The sequence below is a fragment of the Rhodococcus sp. DMF-1 genome (assembly GCF_021441945.1).
In the GTDB taxonomy this organism is placed as follows: domain Bacteria; phylum Actinomycetota; class Actinomycetes; order Mycobacteriales; family Mycobacteriaceae; genus Rhodococcus; species Rhodococcus ruber.
In genome coordinates this window covers 5,538,074-5,557,458 of sequence record NZ_CP090442.1, presented here as the reverse complement: position 1 = coordinate 5,557,458, position 19,385 = coordinate 5,538,074, and the positions used below count along the sequence as shown (strand labels likewise).

Sequence of the window (19,385 nt, the reverse complement as noted above, 5' to 3'; positions counted from 1 at the left end):
CTCCGGAATTCGCGACCGGCACGCCCGCGATACGGGCGGCGGCATCAGGCGCGGGGCGATCCCGGCGCCGGACCGGCATGCTGCGGCCCGTAATGGAAAGTTAATGAGGACGGGTTGACGGTTGGACGCCCGAAGGTGAACGCGGCGTGAACGCGAAAAGTACACCTGCAGTCCGTATGGTCGATGTCACACGACGAAGACGGGACGGACGCGTGCGGTACGTGCGCCGTTCACGCGCCGACGTAGGCGAGATCGACGTGGAATCGCTCGAACCCGAGCCGGCCGTAGGTGTGCAGGGCGGCGGTGTTGTCACCCTCGACGTACAGCAGCACCGCGCCGAGGCCGCACTCCTGCAGGTACCGCAGCCCGGCGAGGGTGAGCAGCCGGCCGAGACCGCGTCCCTGCGCTTCGGGGTCGATGCCGACCACGTACACCTCGCCGATCGCCGGTCGGTCCGCCGTGGCGGCGTGCACCTTCGTCCAGTGGAAGCCGAGGAGCCGGTCCGGATCCTGTTCGTCGAAGGCGAGGAACACCCCCTCCGGGTCGAACCAGGACTCGCTGCGGCGCTGCGCGAGATCACGCTCCGTCCACCGGCCCTGCTCGGGGTGCCAGGCGAAGGCGGCCGCGTTGACCCGCAGCAGTTCGGCATCGTCCTCGGGTCCCCGGTACGTCCGCAGGAGCAGACCGTCGGGGACCTGCAGGGCCGGCAGTTCGGGCTCGCCGAGCGGGCGCCGCAACTGCAGGAGCTCGCGGACCGGCGTCAGGCCGAGCCGCGCCGCGAGCGCCCGGGCGGGCTCGAGGTTGCCGTGCGCCCACACCCGGGTGCCGGCACCTCCGGCCTCGAGCGCCGCGGCGACGAGCCGCGACCCCACACCGTGCCGGCGGTGCGGCGGATCGACGACCACCTCCGCCATGGCCGGGTGCTCCCCGTGGCCGGGGACGAGGGTGGCGTAGCCGACGATCGTGGCGTCCGCCACGGCCACCAGATGCTGCTCGTCACCGTCGCCGGTGAGGGAGTGCAGCACCTGCTCGGACACCGGGGCCGTTCCGTCGGCAGCGTGCGCGCGCGCGACGAGTGCCCGCACCTCGGCGGCTTGCTCGGCGGACAGTCGACTGACGAATTCCACGAGGCGAGCCTAGTCGGCGAACTCGGCGTCCTCGAACTCGACGCTGGTGGAGCCGCCCTTCCCGGTCTTGGTGGTGGGACGCACCGCCTTGTAACCGACGTTGCGGACCGTGCCGATCAGGGACTCGTACTCGGGGCCGAGCTTGGCGCGCAGGCGCCGCACGTGCACGTCGACGGTGCGGGTACCACCGAAGAAGTCGTAACCCCACACTTCCTGCAGCAGTTGCGCGCGGGTGAACACCCGGCCGGCGTGCTGTGCGAGGTACTTGAGGAGCTCGAACTCCTTGTACGTCAGGTCGAGGGGACGGCCGCGCAGCCGAGCGGTGTAGGTGCCCTCGTCGATCGAGAGCTCCCCGAGCGTGATCTTGCCGCTGTTCTCGGGGCCGGCTGCAGCGCCGGACCGGCCGACCAGCAGTCGCAGTCGCGCGTCCAGCTCGGCCGGTCCGGTGGTGGTGAGCAGGATGTCGTCCAGCCCCCACTCCGGGTTCACCGCCACCAGGCCCCCCTCGGTGAGCACGGCGACGACCGGGATCGCCGAACCGGTGCTGCCCAGCAACCGGCACAGGCCGCGGGCGGCAGCCAGGTCGGTGCGGGCATCGACGACCGCGATGTCCGCGGACCCCGCCTCGAGGAGCGACGACACCTCGGTCGGCGCCGGGCGCACCGAGTGCGCGAGCAGCGACAGCGAAGGCAGGACCGCCTCCGGGTCGGGATCGGAGGTCAGCAGCAACAGCTCCACCGTGCCTCCATTCTTCGCGGGCTGCGCGAAACTCGTGTGAACGACGCGCTACAGATTAGCGCCACGAGGGCGTTCACCGGGCAACCGCGCTCGGGAAGCGGTGCGAGCCGTCCGTCACAATGGTGCGGTGCGCAAACTCATCCTCGCTCTCGTGACGCTCGTCGGAGTCGCGCTCCTGATCGATTTCGGCGCCGCGGCGTGGTCCGAGTACCGGGTCTCACGGGCGCTGCGGGAGGGTGGTGCGCTGACGGCGGATCCGGCGGTGACCATCCACGGGTTCCCGTTCCTGACCCAGGCCCGGTCCGGCCACTACGAGAACGTCGAGATCCGGGCGCAGGGTGTGCCCAGTGGGACGCTCGGTGACATCACGATCGAGGCCAACCTGATCGGTGCTCACGCGGACGCGGGCGAACTGCTCGACGGCTCGATCCGCACGGTGCCGGTGGATCTGCTGTACGGGCGCGTGATGATCGACGCGACCGAGCTCGGTCAGCTCTACGGCATTCCCGACCTGCAGGTGTCCGCTCCCCCGGCCGACAAGTCCGACGGCACGGGCGGGTCCGGTGGCTCCGGTCGCACCACCGCGGGCGGGGTCGTCCTCACCGGCACGGTTCCGGTCGGCCCGGTCTCCGCGGAGGTCAGTGTGCAGGCGAACCTGCTGCTCGAGGGCGACACGGTGCGCATCGTGGCGTCGGACCTGTACTTCGGCCCGGAGGGACAGGCGGACTTCACCGTCCCGGATCTGCTGAAGCCGACGGTGCTGGGTCTGTTCACCACCACGATCGAACCCCAGAACCTGCCGTTCGGAGTGCGCCCGACCGCGGTCGAGGCCCGCGGCTCGACGATTGTGATCGAGGGTGAGGCGCACCAGACCACGATCGATCTCGAGGAGGTGCAGCGCCTGTGACCGCTGTCGTCGTCCTGCTGGTGGTGGTGGCTGCCGCCCTGATCATCGGGACCGTCCTGCGGGCCCGCGAAGGCAAGGTCCGCGTCGTCGATCCGGCCCCGGCCCCGGCGTCGGGGCCGGATCCCCTCCTGGCCGCGGTGGGGGTGGGCACCGGCGATGCGCCGGTGGTGCTGCACTTCTCCGCGGACTGGTGTGGACCGTGCGCCGCGGTGCGCCGGGTCGTCGCTCAGGTGGTCGCCGACCTCGCAGCCACCGGCGACGGGTTGCCCGCACCCCGCGACCTCGAACTGGACATCGACGAGAACCCGCAGCTGGCAAGGGAACTCGGTGTGCTGTCGTTGCCGACGACGTTCCTGTTCGACGCCGCCGGCACCGAGAGGTACCGGGTGTCGGGGGTGCCGGCCGCGGCCGACCTGCGGGCCGCGCTGGTGCCGCTGCGCACCCCCGCGGACCCGATCCGCCGAGACGTCGACTAAGCTGCCTGCCGTGTCGACCCGCCGAGAGCTCATGCTCACCCGACGCCGCACAGTCGATCTGTGCCGCCTCGGCGGCTTCTGCTGTACCTGCTGCTGATCACCCCGGCCGAGACGTCCGACCGTCTCCGCGGCATCCGCCGCCCTCGCCGGTGTGGTCCCCGCGGTTGTCACCGCGCCGGTCCGCCCTCACGCGTCCCCTCCCAGCAGGAGTACCACCCATGTCCACCACCACCGCCACCACCCGCCGGAGCCCGCAGGTAGACGTCCGCGGCCCCCGGTTCGCGGCGTGGATCACCACCGCCGTTCTCGTCGTCGTCCTGGTCGTCGCGTCGGTCTCGACCACGGTGGCCGGCGTACTGCTCGCCGCCCAGACCGTGGTGTTCGCGGCCGGCGCAGCCCTCGGGCCGCGCCGCAGCCCCTACGGCCTGCTCTTCGCGCGGTTCGTGGCGCCCCGGTCGAGCGCGCCCACCGAGACGGAACCGGTCGCCCCGCTGCGGTTCGCGCAGCTCGTGGGGTTCGTGTTCGCCGCCGTGGGGACCTTCGCCTTCCTCCTCGGCGCCGACCTGACCGGGCTGGTCGCCACCGGATTCGCACTGTTCGCCGCCCTGCTCAACGCCGCGTTCGGGGTGTGCCTCGGGTGCAGGATCTATCCGCTCGTGGCCCGGTTCCGGGCCGTCGCCGCCTGACCACCGTTCCCTCCGCACCGTTCCACTCGACCCGAGAGTGTCAGCACCGAAAGGAAACTCCATGGCTCGCTCCGACGTCCTGGTCTCAGCAGACTGGGCAGAGCAGAACCTCCACGCACCGAATACCGTGTTCATCGAGGTCGACGAGGACACCGCCGCCTACGACGGCGGGCACATCGAAGGTGCGATCAAGCTCGACTGGCGCAAGGACCTGCAGGACGGCGTCCGTCGCGACTTCCTGAACCGGGAGCAGTTCTCCGCCCTGCTGTCCGCGAAGGGCGTCGCCGACGACGACACCGTCGTGCTCTACGGCGGCAACAACAACTGGTTCGCCGCCTACGCGTACTGGTACTTCAAGTTCTACGGGCACCGGGACGTCAAGCTCCTCGACGGCGGCCGCAAGAAGTGGGAGCTCGACGGGCGCCCGCTGTCCAAGGACGAGGTCACCCGCCCGGCCACCGAGTACAAGGCGCAGGAGCCGGACTACTCGATCCGCGCCTTCCGCGACGAGGTGATCGACGCGATCGGCACCAAGAACATCATCGACGTCCGCTCCCCCGACGAGTTCTCCGGCAGGATCCTCGCCCCGGCCCACCTGCCGCAGGAGCAGGCCCAGCAGCGCGGCCACGTCCCGGGTGCGATCAACATCCCGTGGAGCACCACCGCCAACGAGGACGGCACCTTCAAGTCGGACGACGACCTCGAGGCCCTCTACCGGGCCAAGGGTTTCGACGACAGCCGCGAGACCATCGCCTACTGCCGGATCGGTGAGCGCTCGAGCCACACCTGGTTCGTGCTGCAGGAGATCCTCGGCAAGAACAACGTCAAGAACTACGACGGCAGCTGGGTCGAATACGGCTCGCTCGTCGGAGCCCCTATCGAGTTGGAGGTTCGCTGACCATGTGTGGTGCACCCGTTCAGTCCCAGACCCTGCCCGCCGGCGTCGACGTCGAGAAGGAGACGGTTCTGACCGGCCGTGTCGTCGACACCGACGGCCAGCCGGTCGGCGGCGCCTTCGTGCGCCTGCTCGACGGCACCGGTGAGTTCACCGCCGAGGTCGTCGCCTCCGGCACCGGTGACTTCCGTTTCTTCGCCGCGCCCGGCGACTGGAAGGTCCGCGCGCTGTCCGGCCGCGGCAACGGTGACGTCGCCGTGAGCCCGACGGCCCCCGGCGTCCACCACGTCGAGGTCACGGTCGCGAAGTAGGACCGATCCGGCGGGGCCCGTTCCTTTCGGGGAACGGGCCCCGCCGTCGTTCGTCAGTTCTGCGGCTGTCCGCTCACCCGCTCGGCTTCGGCGAGCGCGACGATCCAGTCGACGATCCGCTCGCTGTCCCAGTACCAGGGATCGTGCGGGTTGGTGTTCCAGTAGCCGATGTGCTGGACGAAGCCCAGCAGGATGTACGGCTCGACGAACAGATCGACGATGCCGCTGTTGTCGTCGACGAAGCCGACTCCCTCGGCGCGCAACTTCTCCAGCACGATGGGCCGGCCCGGGCCGACGGCCCAGTCGCGGATCTCCCGCATCCGTTCGGGGCTCACGTCGGCGCTCGGATCCACGGGGTAGGTCTTGTCGACGACCTTGCGCAGCACGTCGAGGAGGGATTCGTCGGACTCCCACCAGTCGTCCCGGGTGACGATGTGCGCGGCGGCGCGGGCCGCCGTCACCGCCACCGTGCGTCCCAGGTCGTCGACGGTCTGCATCGGGTCGATCAGGGTGAACCGCATCTGCCCGAGCATGCCGAGGGCCAGCTCGAGGACCGCGATGTCCTCGGGGGCGTCGCACGCCACGTCGTAGCGCCGGCACGAGTACACCACCCGGTCGGCCAGCGCTCCGTAGTCGGCGGGCTCGGAGGACATGAATCCGCCGCCGCGCGGACCGGCCCCGCCGAGCGAGTCGACCCCCGCGGGGCGGTACGGGTCACCGACGAGGACGACTCCGGCGATGTCGTCCGGGGCGACATGGGCGTCGTCGGGCCGGTGCCCGAGTTCGCGGCTCACCCGTTCGATCACCTCGGCGCCGACGCTGTACCCGACGAGGGCGAACCGGGTGCGCTCCCCGCAGGCGCGCTTGCGTTCGTCGAGGATGCGGTTGGTGGACGCGACACCCGCCGCCACCGAGTCCTGATAGGTGGGCACGTCCTCGAACAGGCCGAGACCGTAGGTGGCCGGGTACGGAACGTACATCCAGCCGATCGTGCCCGGCCGGTCCGCGGTGGCCTCACCGGCCGGGACCGTCACGTTGCCCACCCAGTTCGACCACAGCTGACGCGACTCCTCGACCACGGGGTCGCGGTCGGCCTCGGAGTCGGTGGCGCCGGAAACCGCCACGATCAGCAGATCGGGGCACTCGAGTGCGTAGTTGTCGGGATGGACGCCGGGCCCGGACGAACCGCTGTTCGACCCCGCCCCGGGGACGGCGACCGCGTCGGGCGGGATCAGCGACAGGGCCGCGAGGACCGCGGCAACCGGCAGCAGCAGACGGATGGAGCGCACACGACCTCCGAATCGGGCTTTCCGGGCGAAAGGCCCGCCCGGCCCCGTGCACGGTACTATCCCGCGCGCCGCGTCGCGCGCCCGGTGGGGACGTCGGTTTTCGCGCTTTCCGGACGCCGTCTAGGATATGGCCGTGGTCATCTTCTTCGAAGCGCTCCTTGTCCTGGCGGCCGTGCTCATCACATGGTTCGCGGTGTACGTCCTCTACCGTCTGGTGACCGATCAGCCGTGAGTGCCGAGTCCGGTGAGGAACGGGAAGTCGTCCGCGGCAGCGGCGACAAGGCCGTCGCCGACGCCCTCGAACGGGCCAAGGCGACTGCCGACAAGAACGTCCCGATCCTGAGCGGTCTGCCCGTCCCCGACGACACCGCGAATCTGCGCCTCGGTCCGGACATGCATCCGGAGCTGCTGGCGCTGCTGCCCATGGTGGGTGTGTGGCGGGGCGAGGGCGAGGGCAACGACCCCCGCACCGGCGACTACCGCTTCGGCCAGCAGATCGTGGTCACCCACGACGGCGGCAACTACCTCGTGTGGGAGGCCCGTTCGTGGCGCCTCGACGAGGAGGGCGCCTACAGCGGTCCGGATCGCCGGGAGAGCGGCTTCTGGCGGGTCGCCGGCACCGGCGCGCCCGGCAGCGAGGATCCGGAAACCCTCGAGTTGCTCCTGAATCACAGCTCCGGCGTCGTCGAGCTGTACTACGGCACCGCTCTGACCCAGTCGTCCTGGGAACTGGCGACCGACGTGGTGATCCGCAGCCAGTCCGGCGAGGTGGTCGGCGGCGCCAAGCGCCTGTACGGCATCGTCGAGGGCGGCGACCTCGCCTACGTCGAGGAACGGGTCACCGCGGACGGGGACCTGCGGCCGCACATGTCCGCGCGGCTCGCTCGCTACATCGGTTGATCCTCACGGGTTGATCCTCGCGCCGGGGAATCCGTTCCGTCACCGGGCTCGGCGTCCGGATCCGGCACGGCGCGGGTGACGACGACGGGCTCCGGAGCGGGCCGCTGCTCGGCGGCCTCGAGTTCCTCGGCGGTGCGCACCCGGCTCCACTGCCGGGTCACCGGCTCGGCCCGCTCCCCCAGGTCGTCGCGGATCCCCTTGACGAGGCTGTACATCATCACGAAGCCGATCACGAAGAACGGCAATCCGATCACCGTGATGACCTGCTGCAGCGCGTCGAGACCGTCCTTCCCGGTGGCCACGAGCATGGTCGCGGCGACGAGACCCATCAGGACCGCCCAGAACAGGCGCTGGTGCAGCGGCACCCGTCCCTCGTTGCCGGCGGCCATCATGTCCAGGACCATCGCGGCGGAGTCGACCGAGGTGATGAAGAAGACCACCACGATCACCACGGCGAAGAACGACATGACGCCGGCCCACGGGAAGTTGCCGAGGAACTCGAACAGGGCGCCGGGAATGTCGCCGTCGCCGACGACCCGGTCGGCGAGACCACCCGAGCCGTTCAGCTCGATGTCGAACGAGGCCATTCCGAACACGCTGAACCAGATCACCGAGAACAGCACCGGCAGCCCGAGGACGCCGGCGACGAACTCGCGGATGGTGCGGCCGCGGGAGATGCGGGCGATGAAGATCCCGACGAACGGCGCCCACGTGATGGTCCACGCCCAGTAGAAGACGGTCCAGGTGTTCTGCCAGCCGGTGTCGCCGAACGTGTCGTTCCAGAACGCGAGCCGCGGCAGCATGCTGCCGTAGATGCCGACGGACTCGATCATGCCCTTGAGCAGGAACAGGCTGGGGCCGGTGACGAGGACGAAGGCCAGCAGCGCGACGGCCATGCCGATGTTGAGGTTCGACAGCCGCTTGATGCCGCGATCGAGACCGAGCGCCACCGACGTCCCCGCCGCCACGGTGACCACCGCGATCAGGACGATCTGGACGAGCCCGTTCTCGGGGAGGCCGAACAGCTCGGCGAGGCCGGCGTTGACCTGCAGAGTCCCCAGTCCCACCGACGTGGCCACGCCGAACACGGTGCCCACGATCGCGATCACGTCGATGGTCTTGCCGATGGGTCCGTAGATTCGGCCACCCAGGATCGGGGCGAAGATGGAACTGACGCGCGGCGGCAGCTTGCGCTTGTAGATGAAGTAGCCGAAGCACAGGCCGGGCAGCGCGAAGATCGTCCAGGTGTGCAGCCCGAAGTGGTAGAGCGTGAAGCCGATGGCCTCGGTGGCGGCGGCCGCGGACCCCGGTTCGACGTCCTGCATCGGCGGGTTCGCGAAATGGGAGATCGGTTCGGCCACGCCCCAGAACATCAGGATCGTGCCGATGCCGGCGGCGAACAGCATTCCGAACCACGCCGGAGTGGAGTGTTCGGGCCGGTCGTCGTCGCCGCCGAGCCGCACCCGGCCGTAGTGCGTGAACGCGAGGCCGACCAGGAAGACCAGGAAGGTGGACACCCCCAGGATGTAGAACCAGCCCAGGTTCGTCATGATCCAGCCCGACACGGAACTGAACAGGTTGTCGACAGCCGTGGTGAACGCGATCGTCACGACGACGAACACGAGGGCGATCAGCGCGGAGGCGAAGAACACCCCGGGCGACGTACGAAGGCGTAACAGGCCGTGCGCTCGCTCGAGCATGAGGACACCTTTCGTTCGGGACGCGAGGCGCACGCGCCGCCTACCGCGAACGGGGGTACCCCGAACTGCGCGTTCGCACACCTGCCGGACACGCAAACGGCCCCCGAGCCGTTCTCCGCGGACGCCTGGTCGGCGGATTCCGGTCGGACGGACCGGATGGCTCGGGGGCCGGGTGACTGCGTGGTATTCGCCGGCCGCTGGGCGGTCGACAATCCCGTCGTCGATGACAGCGGCTAGCGCGCAGCCACCTCACGTGTCCGATACTTCAATTCAGACCACCTCCTTTCTCGTGTACGCCCGAAAGTACGCGCCGCTCAGACCGCGGGCAACGAGTTTTTCCCCAGGCGAACGACGAGGTCGGCTGCGGTGTCGCCGGGCAGCTGGTGGGTGACGACGACGACGGTGCGCTCAGGTGCGACGAATCCGGCGTCCCGGTCCAGCAGCAGTCGTTGCAGCTGCGCACCGTCCGCGGCGTCGAGGTGCTCGGTGGGCTCGTCGAGCAGCAGCACCCGCGCGGGGGACACCAGGGCCCGAGCGAGCAGCAACCGGCGCCGCTGGCCCCCGGAGACGGCGCGCGCCCCGCCGACGAGCGTGCTGTGCAGTCCTTCGGGCAGCCCGGCCACCCACTCCCCCAGCCCGACGTCGCCGAGCACGGCCAGCGCCTCGGCCTCGGTGAGGTCGCCGCGGGCCACCCGCAGGTTCTCGAGCACGGACGTCTCGAACAGGTGGGCGTCCTCGGCGAAGAATCCCACCGTCCGCCGCAGGGCGGCCGGGTCGAGTTCGGCGAGCGGCACACCGCCGAGGGTGACCGTCCCGGCGGCGGGTTCGAGCAGCCCCGCGAGGGTCATCAGCGTGCTGGTCTTGCCGCTGCCGCTGCTCCCGACGACGGCGATGCGCGTGCCGGGTGGCAGGTCGAGCGTGAGGGGCCCGGCGGCGGGGCCGCCGGGCCAGCCGCTGCGCAGAGCGACGGCACGCAGGTGGCACGGTTCGACGACGGGCCGGGTGCCGTGCGGCACCGGCCGGTCGGCACGGTCGAGCAGGTCGACGATGCGGCGTGCCGCGATCCGGGCGCGGGTGAGGGTGACGGCAGCACCGGGCAGCGCCGCGGTGGCTTCGAACGCGGACAGGGGCAGCAGCACGAGGATCCCGAGGGACATCGGACTCGCACCCCCGTCGGCGTAGAGCGCGATGCCGACGAGCAACGCCCCGAGAACACTTGCTCCGACCGAGAGGGGGACGGCGGCCTCCGCGTAGGCCGCGGGGACGGCCGCCCGGTCGGTGGCGCGCACCGCGTCGGCACCGGCGCGGCGGGCCCGGCCGACGGCCTGCGGGAGCAGGCCCGCGACCCGCAGTTCTGCGGCGTGGTCGAGCGCGGTGACCGCGTCGCGGGAGAACCGGAGGCGGGCGGCGGCGCTGTCGGCTTCGGCGCGGGCCGCGGCGCGGGCGGACACCCAGGGGGCTACGACGCCGGTGACGAGCAACGCGACGGCGAGGATCGCCGCGGCGGGCGGGGAGATCAGCGCGAGCCAGCCGACGGCGGCGAGGGCGAGGACCGCGGCGACGGCGATGGGCACCAGTGCCCGCACCACCACGTCGCCGAGGGCGTCGACGTCGGCGCCGGTGCGGGCGAGCAGGTCCCCGCGGCGCAGACCGGCGGAGGCCACCGGGTCGCCGTCGGCGAGGCGCCGGTAGACCCGGGTGCGGGCGGCGGTGGTCCCCCGGAGGGCGGTGTCGTGGCTCGCGATTCGCTCGAGGTAGCGGAACAGCCCGCGGGAGATGCCCAGGGCCCGGACGGCGACGACGGCGACCGTCAGGTCCAGCACCGGGGGCATCTGCCACGCCCGGATGATCAGCCAGGCCGACAGGCCGGCGAGCGCGAGGGCGCTGCCCAGGGTGGCGACGCCGGCGGCGACGGCGGCGGCGACCCGTCCGGGGCGCAGTTCGAGCAGCGCCAGGGCCCGGCGCAGATCGTTCATCACCGCTCCCCCGTACCGGGCGCCGCGTCGCCGTGGGAGACGACCCGCACGCCGGAGTCGGAGACGACCCGAACGCCGGAGTCGGAGACGACCCGAACGCCGGAGTCGGAGACGACCCGAACGACGGAGTCGGCGATCGCGAGGATGCTGGGGCGGTGCGCCACGATCACCACGGTGCGTCCGCGACGCGCCAGTTCCCGCACCGTCTCGAGGACCGTGGTCTCGGTCGCGTCGTCGAGGTGGGCGGTGGGCTCGTCCAGCAGCAGGACGGGACGGTCCGCGGCGAGGGTGCGGACGAGGGCGAGCCGTTGCCGCTGCCCGAGCGACAGTCCGCTGCCCTCGGCGCCGACGACGGTGTCCCAGCCGCCGGGCAACTCGTCGAGCACTTCATCGAATCGCGTTGCCGCACAAATCTCTTCGAGTCCGTCGGTGGTGAGATCCACGCCCGTGAGGCGCAGGTTGTCCGCCAGCGTACCGGGGAGCAGCACGGGCCGCTGGGGCAGCCAGGCCACCTGCTCCCACCATGCGTCGTCGGCCGTCACGGGACGACCACCGACCTCGACGCTCCCCTCCGCCGGCTCCGCGAGTCCGAGGACGGCGAGCAGGGCCGTCGACTTGCCGGCACCGTTCGCCCCGGCCAGCACGGTCACGGCGCCCGGCCGGCACACCGCATCGAGCCGGTGCGGGGCGTATCCGTCGCGGCTCGCGACACTGAGATTCGTCAACGTCAGCTCGGCCGAGGTCGCATCGAATCCGGCACCGGCGGTGGCCGAAGGGGTGGCGGCCGCGCGGTCGAGGATCGTGAATGCGCGCTCGGCAGCCGCCTTGCCGTCCTCGGCGGCGTGGAACTTCGCGCCCACCGTGCGCAGCGGCAGGTACGCCTCGGGGGCGAGGATCAGCGCGACGACGCCGGCCTCGAGGGCCATGTCGCCGTAGACGAGGCGCAGACCGATGCTCACCGCGATCAGCGCGACGGAGAGGGTGGCGAGCCATTCGAGCACGGTCCCGGACAGGAACGCCACGCGCAGCGCGGACATGGTGGTGCGACGGTGGTCGTCGCCGAGCTCGCGCACCTTCTCTGCCGGGCCCTGTTCCCGGCCGAGTGCGCGCAACGTGGGCAGACCGGCGATCAGGTCGAGCAGCTGGGCCGAGAGCGTCGTCATGGTCTGCAGCGTGCGGTCGGCCTTGCCCTTGGTCAGCAGCCCGATGAGGATCATGAACGCCGGGATGAGTGGCAGCGTCACGACGACGATGATCGCCGAGGTGAGGTCCTGGAATGCGATGACCACCACGGTGATCGGGGTGAGCGTGACGGCGAGCAGCAGGGCCGGCACGTATCCGGTGAGGTACTCCGACAGCCCGCCGAGCCCGCGGGTGAGCACCGTGGCGATCTCGTCGCGGCGTGGTTCGAGTTCCCGCGGCGGCAGCCGGGTCGCCGCCGCGAGCACCTCGTGCTCGAGTTCGGCGACGACCCGGCTCGCCGAACGGTGCGCGAACCGGGACTGCACCCACGTGACCAGGGTGCGCACGGTGACGGCCCCGGCCAGGACCAGCAACTCGGTCCGCCATTCCCCGAGTTCCGCGGTGCCGGTGGTGAGCACCCCCGCGAGGACCGCACCGATCGCGAGCGCGGACACGACGATCATCGCGACGTTGATCGTGGCCGTGACGAGGGTGAGCACCAGGTAGCCGCGGGCGGTGGCGGAGTAGCGCCACAGCCGCGGGTCGATCGGCCCGCGACGCCGTGGCGCATCCGCCGCTCCGGGAGCGGAGCCGAACGGACGCACCGCGGCGTCGGCGGGCGCGGTCATTTCGCCCCGAGCGACAGACCGATGGACTTCGGGATGTGCTTGGTGGAGATGCGCTGACGGAACACCCAGTACGTCCAGCCCTGGTAGATCAGGACCACCGGCGTGACGATCACCGCCGCCCACGTCATGACCTTCAGTGTGTACGGACTCGACGACGCGTTCTCGATCGTCAGCGACAGGGTGTCGCCCAGCGTGGACGGCATGACGTTCGGGAACAGCGATCCGAACAGCAGGACGACGGTGCCGACGATGGCGACCGTGGTGAACACGAACGCCCAGCCCTCACGCTCCGCGCGGGTGAGCGCGACGACGGCGAGCAGCGCAGCCGCCGCGGCGCCGACGAGCAGCCACGTCCAGGTCTTGCCGTAGGCGAGTTGCGTCCACAGCACGAAGGATCCGGCAACGACGACCGCCGGAACGGCGAGACGTGCGGCGAGGGCCACGGCGTCCTCGCGCACCTCGTCGGCGGACTTCAGGGCGATGAAAACCGCGCCGTGCAGCGCGAACACCAGCGCGGTGGTGGCACCACCGAGCAGCGCGTACGGGTTCAGCAGGTCGAAGAAGCCGCCGATGTACTGCTTGTTCTCGTCGATGGCGACGCCGCGGACGATGTTCGCGAACGCCACGCCCCACAGCACGGCCGGTACCCAGGAGCCGAAGACGATGCCCCAGTCGCAGCGCCGCCGCCAGGTGGGGTCGTCGATCTTGCCGCGGTACTCGATCGCCACGACCCGGACGATGAGACCGAGCAGGATCAGCAGCAGGGGCAGGTAGAACCCCGAGAACAGGGTGGCGTACCACTCGGGGAACGCGGCGAACATCGCGCCGCCCGCGGTCAGCAGCCACACCTCGTTGCCGTCCCACACCGGCCCGATGGTGTTGAGCAACACCCGGCGGCGGGTGTCGGCCGTCTCGGTGCGGCCGCGGCCGAGCACCGGCATCAGCATGCCGACACCGAAGTCGAAGCCCTCGAGCACGAAGTATCCGGTGAACAGCACCGCGATCAGGACGAACCAGATCTCTTGAAGTCCCATGACCGATCTCCTAGTACGCGAAGGACAGCTGCTTGGGCCGGCCGGTGTCGTCGGGTTCGTCGTCGTGCTCGCCCGGCGGGTGAGCGTCGTGCGGCAGCGGGCCCTCGAGGGTGTAGCGGCGGATCAGCCAGAACCACACGACGCCGAGCGCACCGTAGACGACGGTGAAGGCCACCAGGGAGGCGATCACGGCGCCGGCCGAGTTGTTCGACACGCCCTGGTCGACGGTCAGCCGGATCATGTCCACGCCCGTCGGGTTGGGGTGCACGACCCACGGCTGGCGGCCCATCTCGGTGAAGATCCAGCCGGCGCTGTTGGCCAGGAACGGCGTGGGGATGGCGAGGATGCTCAACCAGCCGAACCACTTCTGGTCGGGGACGCGGCCGCGGCGGGTCACCCACAGACCGGCGACGGCCAGCGCTGCCGACCCGGCGGCCAGGCCGATCATGGCGCGGAACGACCAGTAGGTGACGAACAGGTTGGGGCGGTAGTTGCCGGGACCGAATTGCTGCTCGTACTGGTCCTGCAGGTCTTCGACGCCCTGCAGGGTGACGCCGGTGAACTCGCCCTGCGCGAGGTACGGCAGCACGTACGGCACCTCGAGGACGTGGATGACGCCGTCGCAGTTGTTGTGCGTACCGATCGTCAGGACCGAGAACTTGGGGTCGGTCTCGGTGTGGCACAGCGACTCCGCGGACGCCATCTTCATCGGCTGCTGTTCGAACATGAGCTTCGCCTGGATGTCGCCGCTGACGAAGAGCGCGACACCGGAGACGATCATCACGAGCATGCCGAGCCGGGCGGCGGGCCGGAACATGCCGCGGGCCTCGCCTTCGAGCCGGTCGGCCTCGACCGGCTCGGCCTGCGCGGCGCGGCGCATGTTGCGCACCATCCACCAGCCGGCGATGCCGGCGACGAACGTGCCGGCGGTGAGGAACGCCCCGGCGACGGTGTGCGGGAACGCCGCGAGCGCGGTGTTGTTGGTCAGCAGTTCCCAGATGCTCGTCAGTTCCGCACGCCCGGTCTCGGGGTTGTACGTCGCGCCGACGGGGTGCTGCATGAACGAGTTGGCGGAGATGATGAAGTACGCGGAGGCGTTCACGCCGATCGCGACCAGCCAGATCGTCGCCAGGTGGACCAGTTTCGGTAGCCGGCCCCATCCGAAGATCCACAGGCCGAGGAAGGTCGATTCGAGGAAGAACGCCACCAGGCCCTCGAGCGCCAGCGGGGCGCCGAAGACGTCCCCGACGAAGCGGGAGTATTCGCTCCAGTTCATGCCGAACTGGAATTCCTGCACGATGCCGGTGGCCACGCCGAGGGCGAAGTTGATGAGGAAGAGCTTGCCGAAGAACTTCGTCAGGCGGTACCAGTGGTCCTTCTTCGTGACCACCCACATGGTCTGCATGACCGCGATGAGCGGGGCGAGACCGATGGTCAGCGGGACGAGGATGAAGTGATAGACGGTGGTGATGCCGAACTGCCACCGGGACAGGTCCAACACATCCATGGCTACTCCGAGGTAACGCCCAGGGACAGGCTCCGAGTCCGGGGCACGGGCTCGGGGCCTCGGACTCTGTGCACAAGGAACCATCCGCCGGACGCGTCGGTGACCTTGTTACTACTTACAGTAGTAGAAGTGGACAGGAGCGTCGACGGTGTCGACCGACACATCCCCGCGCTCGCGTGCTCCGGACCGGCCCACGACGGGGGATCCGGCGCTCACTCGACCGCGGCGTCCACCAGGGCCTCGACCTCGCCGACCAGGGACCGCCGGGACAGATCGTGCCCGTCGAGGGTGTGCACGCGCGCCGCCAACGCGACGCTCGAGACCAGCCAGACGCCATCTGCCACAACGAGATCCGCAGGACGGACCGGCTCGTACCGCACCACGAAGTTGTGGTCGCCCGCGACGTCGAACAGCGCCTGCTGGGTGGTGCCGGGCAGGATTCCCTGCTCGGGCGGCGGGGTGATCAGCGTGCGCCCGCGCGCGACGAGGACCGACGAACGTGGCCCTTCCAACACGAAACCCTCGCTGCTGATGTAGATCACATCGTCGGCCCCGAGGGACTCGGCATGCCGCAGCGCCGCCATGTTCGTCGCGTAGGACAGGGTCTTGGCGCCGAGCAGCTGCCACGGCGCCTTCGACGCGAGATCCACCGAATACCCGCGCTCGAGCGTCACCACGGACACACCGTCCGCGCGGGCCTTGTACACCCGTTCGGCCACCGGGGTCAGCAACAGGAACGCGGTCGGCTCACTGCCACCCTCCCGGCCGCGGGTGTACACCAGGCGCAACGCCCCTTCCCGCTCCGCGTCCCACTGCTCGACCGCGACGTCGATCGCCAGCCGCCAGTCGTCGCGCTCGGGCGTCGGCAGCCCCGCCGCCGCGGCGGAGGACACGAGCCGGCTCAGGTGCTGCTCGACGGTCCGTGCCCGCCCACCGCGCACGAGGAGGGTCTCGAACACCCCGTCGCCGCGCAGCACCCCGATGTCGTCCGCGTGCAGCAGCGGCACGTCCGCGTCCCGAACCTCGCCGTCCAGCGTCACCAGCACCCGCTCAGCCATGCGCACACCCTATCCATTCCGCCGGGCGCAGACCCGCGCTCCTAGACTGATGTCGTGGCCGACACTCCCTTTGTGACCGACAGCCCACTTCTCGCTCGTCCCGGTGCCGTTCCCGCGCCGGCCGGCACCCCGGACACGGGACTGCCCTGGCACTACGGCGATCCGTTCGGCGAACAGCGGGCCGCCCTCACCGGCGTGGCCGTCGTCGACCGTTCGACCCGGTTCGTCGTCGCGATCTCCGGCGAGGAGCGCCTGAGCTGGTTGCACACCATCTCCAGCCAGCACGTCGCGCAGCTGCCCGACGGCACCTCGGCGGAGAACCTCAGCCTCGATGCGCAGGGCCGCGTCGAGCACCACTTCGTGCAGACCGACCTCGACGGCGTCACCTGGATCGACACCGAACCGCAGTGCGGGCCGGACCTGTTGACGTTCCTCAGCAGAATGGTGTTCTGGTCCAAGGCCGAGCCGCGGGACGGCAACGAGATGGCCGTGCTGAGCCTGCTCGGGCCGCGCGCCGGCGATGCCCCCGTCCTGGCCGCGCTGGGCATCGACGCCCTGCCCGCCGACGTCTACGCCGCGGTCGCCCTGCCCGGCGGCGGGCTCGTCCGGCGCATGCCCTGGCCCACCGACGACGCGTGGGACCTGCTCGTCCCCCGCGAGCGGCTCACCGACGTGTTCGCCGCCCTGGTCGACGCCGGGGCCCGCCCGGCCGGAACGTGGGCGTTCGAGGCGCTGCGCGTCGTCGCGCTCCGCCCGCGGATCGGTCTCGACACCGACGAGCGCACCATCCCGCACGAGGCCCGCTGGATCGGCGGCCCGACCGAGCACGGCGCCGTCCATCTCGACAAGGGCTGCTACCGGGGGCAGGAGACCGTCGCGCGGGTGCACAATCTCGGCAAGCCGCCCCGGCATCTCGTCCTGCTGCACCTCGACGGCTCCGCCGAGGGCCGGCCCGAACCCGGGGACCCGGTGACCGCCGACGGCCGCGCCGTGGGGCGGCTGGGCACCGTGGTCGACCACTTCGAGCTCGGCCCCGTCGCGCTGGCCCTGATCAAGCGGAACGTGCCCGTCGGCACGGCCCTCGTCGCCGGGCCCTGCGCCGCGGCGATCGATCCGGACTCCATCCCCGACGACGCCACCGTGCAGGCCGGCCGGCTCGCCGTGGAACGGCTCCGGGGTCGGTGAGCCACCGGAACCCGCCGACCGGACGGGTCGAGGCGGTCTGCACGGTGCACTCCGTCCGCGCCAGCGGCACCCGCCGTGTCGCGCACACGGCCATCGACAAGCGTCCCGTGACCGGCCCCGTGCAGGTCCGCCGGCTCGGCCTGGCCGGCGACCGGCAGTGCGACACCGCCCACCACGGCGGTCGCCACAAGGCGGTCTACGCGTACGCCGAGGACGAGGCACGTCGCTGGGCCGACGAGCTCGGCCGCGAACTGCCCGCGGGGTGGTTCGGCGAGAACCTGCGCGTGAGCGGGATCGCCGCCTCGGATGCGGTGATCGGCGAGCGCTGGCGGATCGGCGCGCTCGGTCTGCTCCTCGAGGTCACCGGGCCGCGCACGCCGTGCGGCACCTTCGGGGTGTGGGCGCAGGAACCGGGCTGGGTGCGGCGGTTCGCCGCGCGCGGCGACACCGGGGCCTATCTGAAGGTGCTCGCCGAGGGCCCCGTCGAGGCGGGCGACGGGATCTTCGTCGTGCACGTACCCGAACACGGCGTGACCGTGCGGGACCTGTTCACCGGCCGGGACCCGGCGCGGATCGCGGAGATGCTCGCGCAGCAGGACGACCTGTCCCCTAGTGTCGCCGACAAGGCTCGCAGACGAGTCGCCGGACGAGAGGTGCAGGTGGAGTATTGAGCGTCGAACTCGTGGAAGTGGTGCGATCGGGGTTCCGCGAATGCGTGCACCGCGGCTCGCTCGTCGTACTCGACCCGGCCGGCGACGTGCGGCTCGCACTGGGCGAGATCCGCACGCCGATCTATCCGCGGTCGTCGAACAAGCCGCTGCAGGCGGTGGCGCTGCTGCGGCAGGGCTTCGTGCCCCGCTCGACGGAGGAACTCGCGATCGCGACGGCCTCGCACGAGGGCGAGGCCGGGCACGTCCGGCTGGTGGACGCGCTGCTCGCCGGGCACGGATTCACCGAGGACGACCTGCAGTGCCCGCCGGATCTGCCGGGCAACGAACCGGCCCGGGCGACGATCGTCGCCGCCGGTCACCCCCGGCGGACGGTGTACATGAACTGCTCCGGCAAGCACGCCGCGATGCTCGCGACGTGCGCCGCGAACGGCTGGCCCGTCCGCGCCGGCTCGGACGAGCCGGGCTACCTCGACTCCGCCCATCCGCTGCAGCAGGCCGTGGTCGAGACGGTCCTCGACCTCGCGGGCGACGTCGAGGACACCGATCTCGGAATCGACGGGTGCGGCCTGCCGATCGTGCCGCTGCCCCTGGTCAATCTCGCCCGGGCCTATTCGCGGCTGGCGACGGCCGAGCCCGGGACGCCGGAACGGGCCGTGGCCGACGCGATCCGGAGTCATCCGCACCTCGTCTCTGGCACCGGCAAGGACGACGCCCGGTTGATGCCCGCGGTGCCGGGACTGCTGTGCAAGGCCGGGGCGGACGGCGTGCACGCGGGTGCCCTGCCGGACGGCACCGCGTTCGCACTGAAGATCGACGACGGCCACGAGCGGGCCCGCCTTCCCCTCACTGCCGCCCTGCTGCACCACCTCGGAGTGACGTGGTCCGAGGAGCACGCGGAGCTCGCGTCGCAGCCGGTGCTCGGCGGTGGGATCCGGGTCGGCACGGTCCGGGCGATCCCCGGAGTGCTCTGAACGCTCCCTCGTCCCGCATTTGCCCAGGTCGCCTGTGGGTGAGACCAATCGGACACCGGCGCCACCAGGTGTGTGGAGGCGGAACCGACTTTTCCACGCTAGAGTGGTGGCCAGGAAAATACTCAATTAACCGGGGCCGCCAA

The 19,385-nt window shown here is 71.0% G+C and carries 18 protein-coding genes; 9 read left to right on the top strand and 9 right to left on the bottom strand.

The annotated features are described in order from the left end of the window. Positions 1–230: 230 nt before the first annotated feature. Together mshD and LZP97_RS25490 are read right to left on the bottom strand one after the other, a co-directional pair. Positions 231–1,127: a mycothiol synthase gene (gene mshD, locus LZP97_RS25495; protein ID WP_048772574.1), complete on the bottom strand. Its 897-nt coding sequence runs from the start codon at positions 1,125–1,127 to the stop codon at positions 231–233. A gap of 9 nt (positions 1,128–1,136) precedes the next feature. Next, on the bottom strand, positions 1,137–1,865 hold the full coding sequence (locus tag LZP97_RS25490; protein WP_010593873.1) for a winged helix-turn-helix transcriptional regulator: 729 nt from the start codon (positions 1,863–1,865) through the stop codon (positions 1,137–1,139). Positions 1,866–1,992: 127 nt separating this feature from the next. Here LZP97_RS25490 and LZP97_RS25485 point away from each other — a divergent pair, with 127 nt between their 5' ends. The 5 genes from LZP97_RS25485 (at position 1,993) to LZP97_RS25465 (ending at position 5,140) form a co-directional block, all read left to right on the top strand. Further along, on the top strand, positions 1,993–2,772 hold the full coding sequence (locus LZP97_RS25485) for an LmeA family phospholipid-binding protein (protein ID WP_003936511.1): 780 nt from the start codon (positions 1,993–1,995) through the stop codon (positions 2,770–2,772). After that, positions 2,769–3,248 carry a thioredoxin family protein gene (locus LZP97_RS25480; protein ID WP_048772577.1) on the top strand — a complete coding sequence of 160 codons (480 nt, stop codon included), beginning with the start codon at positions 2,769–2,771 and terminating at the stop codon, positions 3,246–3,248. The genes LZP97_RS25485 and LZP97_RS25480 overlap by 4 nt, the downstream gene beginning before the upstream one ends. Positions 3,249–3,466: 218 nt before the next feature. Then, positions 3,467–3,934: a DUF4395 domain-containing protein gene (locus LZP97_RS25475; protein WP_048772579.1), complete on the top strand. Its 468-nt coding sequence runs from the start codon at positions 3,467–3,469 to the stop codon at positions 3,932–3,934. Between the two features lie 61 nt (positions 3,935–3,995). Further along, complete coding sequence (locus LZP97_RS25470) at positions 3,996–4,832, top strand: sulfurtransferase (protein ID WP_010593869.1); 837 nt, start codon at positions 3,996–3,998, stop codon at positions 4,830–4,832. Positions 4,833–4,834: 2 nt separating this feature from the next. Next, a complete protein-coding gene (locus tag LZP97_RS25465) occupies positions 4,835–5,140 on the top strand; it encodes a DUF1416 domain-containing protein (protein ID WP_010593868.1) in 306 nt (101 codons plus the stop codon). Between the two features lie 53 nt (positions 5,141–5,193). Here the strand turns inward: LZP97_RS25465 and LZP97_RS25460 are convergent, their stop codons facing one another. After that, positions 5,194–6,429, bottom strand: a complete 1,236-nt coding sequence (locus tag LZP97_RS25460; RefSeq protein ID WP_017680913.1) for a cutinase family protein — start codon at positions 6,427–6,429, stop codon at positions 5,194–5,196. Between the two features lie 228 nt (positions 6,430–6,657). Here LZP97_RS25460 and LZP97_RS25455 point away from each other — a divergent pair, with 228 nt between their 5' ends. After that, entirely contained in the window at positions 6,658–7,329 is a 672-nt protein-coding gene (locus LZP97_RS25455; RefSeq protein WP_017680914.1) for an FABP family protein, read from the top strand. On the opposite strand, the gene LZP97_RS25450 is transcribed toward LZP97_RS25455, so the two are convergent. The 6 genes from LZP97_RS25450 to LZP97_RS25425 all read right to left on the bottom strand — a co-directional run bounded on the left by LZP97_RS25450 (position 7,317) and on the right by LZP97_RS25425 (position 16,415). After that, positions 7,317–9,029 carry a BCCT family transporter gene (locus LZP97_RS25450; protein ID WP_029539989.1) on the bottom strand — a complete coding sequence of 571 codons (1,713 nt, stop codon included), beginning with the start codon at positions 9,027–9,029 and terminating at the stop codon, positions 7,317–7,319. The genes LZP97_RS25455 and LZP97_RS25450 overlap by 13 nt on opposite strands. Before the next feature lie 314 nt (positions 9,030–9,343). Further along, positions 9,344–11,005, bottom strand: coding sequence for a thiol reductant ABC exporter subunit CydC (gene cydC, locus LZP97_RS25445; protein ID WP_048772582.1), 1,662 nt, complete (start codon positions 11,003–11,005; stop codon positions 9,344–9,346). Further along, positions 11,005–12,816 (bottom strand): thiol reductant ABC exporter subunit CydD, encoded by a 1,812-nt coding sequence (cydD, locus tag LZP97_RS25440; protein WP_017680649.1) that lies wholly within the window; start codon positions 12,814–12,816, stop codon positions 11,005–11,007. Before cydD ends, cydC begins: the two co-directional genes overlap by 1 nt. Continuing rightward, on the bottom strand, positions 12,813–13,850 hold the full coding sequence (cydB, locus tag LZP97_RS25435) for a cytochrome d ubiquinol oxidase subunit II (protein ID WP_040274077.1): 1,038 nt from the start codon (positions 13,848–13,850) through the stop codon (positions 12,813–12,815). Before cydB ends, cydD begins: the two co-directional genes overlap by 4 nt. Positions 13,851–13,860: 10 nt before the next feature. Further along, on the bottom strand, positions 13,861–15,357 hold the full coding sequence (locus tag LZP97_RS25430; RefSeq protein WP_017680647.1) for a cytochrome ubiquinol oxidase subunit I: 1,497 nt from the start codon (positions 15,355–15,357) through the stop codon (positions 13,861–13,863). A gap of 212 nt (positions 15,358–15,569) precedes the next feature. Then, complete coding sequence (locus LZP97_RS25425) at positions 15,570–16,415, bottom strand: aminodeoxychorismate lyase (RefSeq protein ID WP_010593857.1); 846 nt, start codon at positions 16,413–16,415, stop codon at positions 15,570–15,572. Positions 16,416–16,469: 54 nt separating this feature from the next. Here LZP97_RS25425 and ygfZ point away from each other — a divergent pair, with 54 nt between their 5' ends. From ygfZ to LZP97_RS25410, 3 genes are read left to right on the top strand one after another with little or no spacing between them, the layout of a single operon-like run. Further along, complete coding sequence (gene ygfZ / locus LZP97_RS25420; protein ID WP_048772585.1) at positions 16,470–17,600, top strand: CAF17-like 4Fe-4S cluster assembly/insertion protein YgfZ; 1,131 nt, start codon at positions 16,470–16,472, stop codon at positions 17,598–17,600. Next, complete coding sequence (locus LZP97_RS25415) at positions 17,597–18,271, top strand: MOSC domain-containing protein (protein WP_010593855.1); 675 nt, start codon at positions 17,597–17,599, stop codon at positions 18,269–18,271. The genes ygfZ and LZP97_RS25415 overlap by 4 nt, the downstream gene beginning before the upstream one ends. Continuing rightward, positions 18,268–19,242, top strand: coding sequence for an asparaginase (locus LZP97_RS25410; RefSeq protein WP_048772587.1), 975 nt, complete (start codon positions 18,268–18,270; stop codon positions 19,240–19,242). The genes LZP97_RS25415 and LZP97_RS25410 overlap by 4 nt, the downstream gene beginning before the upstream one ends. The last annotated feature ends 143 nt before the right edge of the window (positions 19,243–19,385 follow it).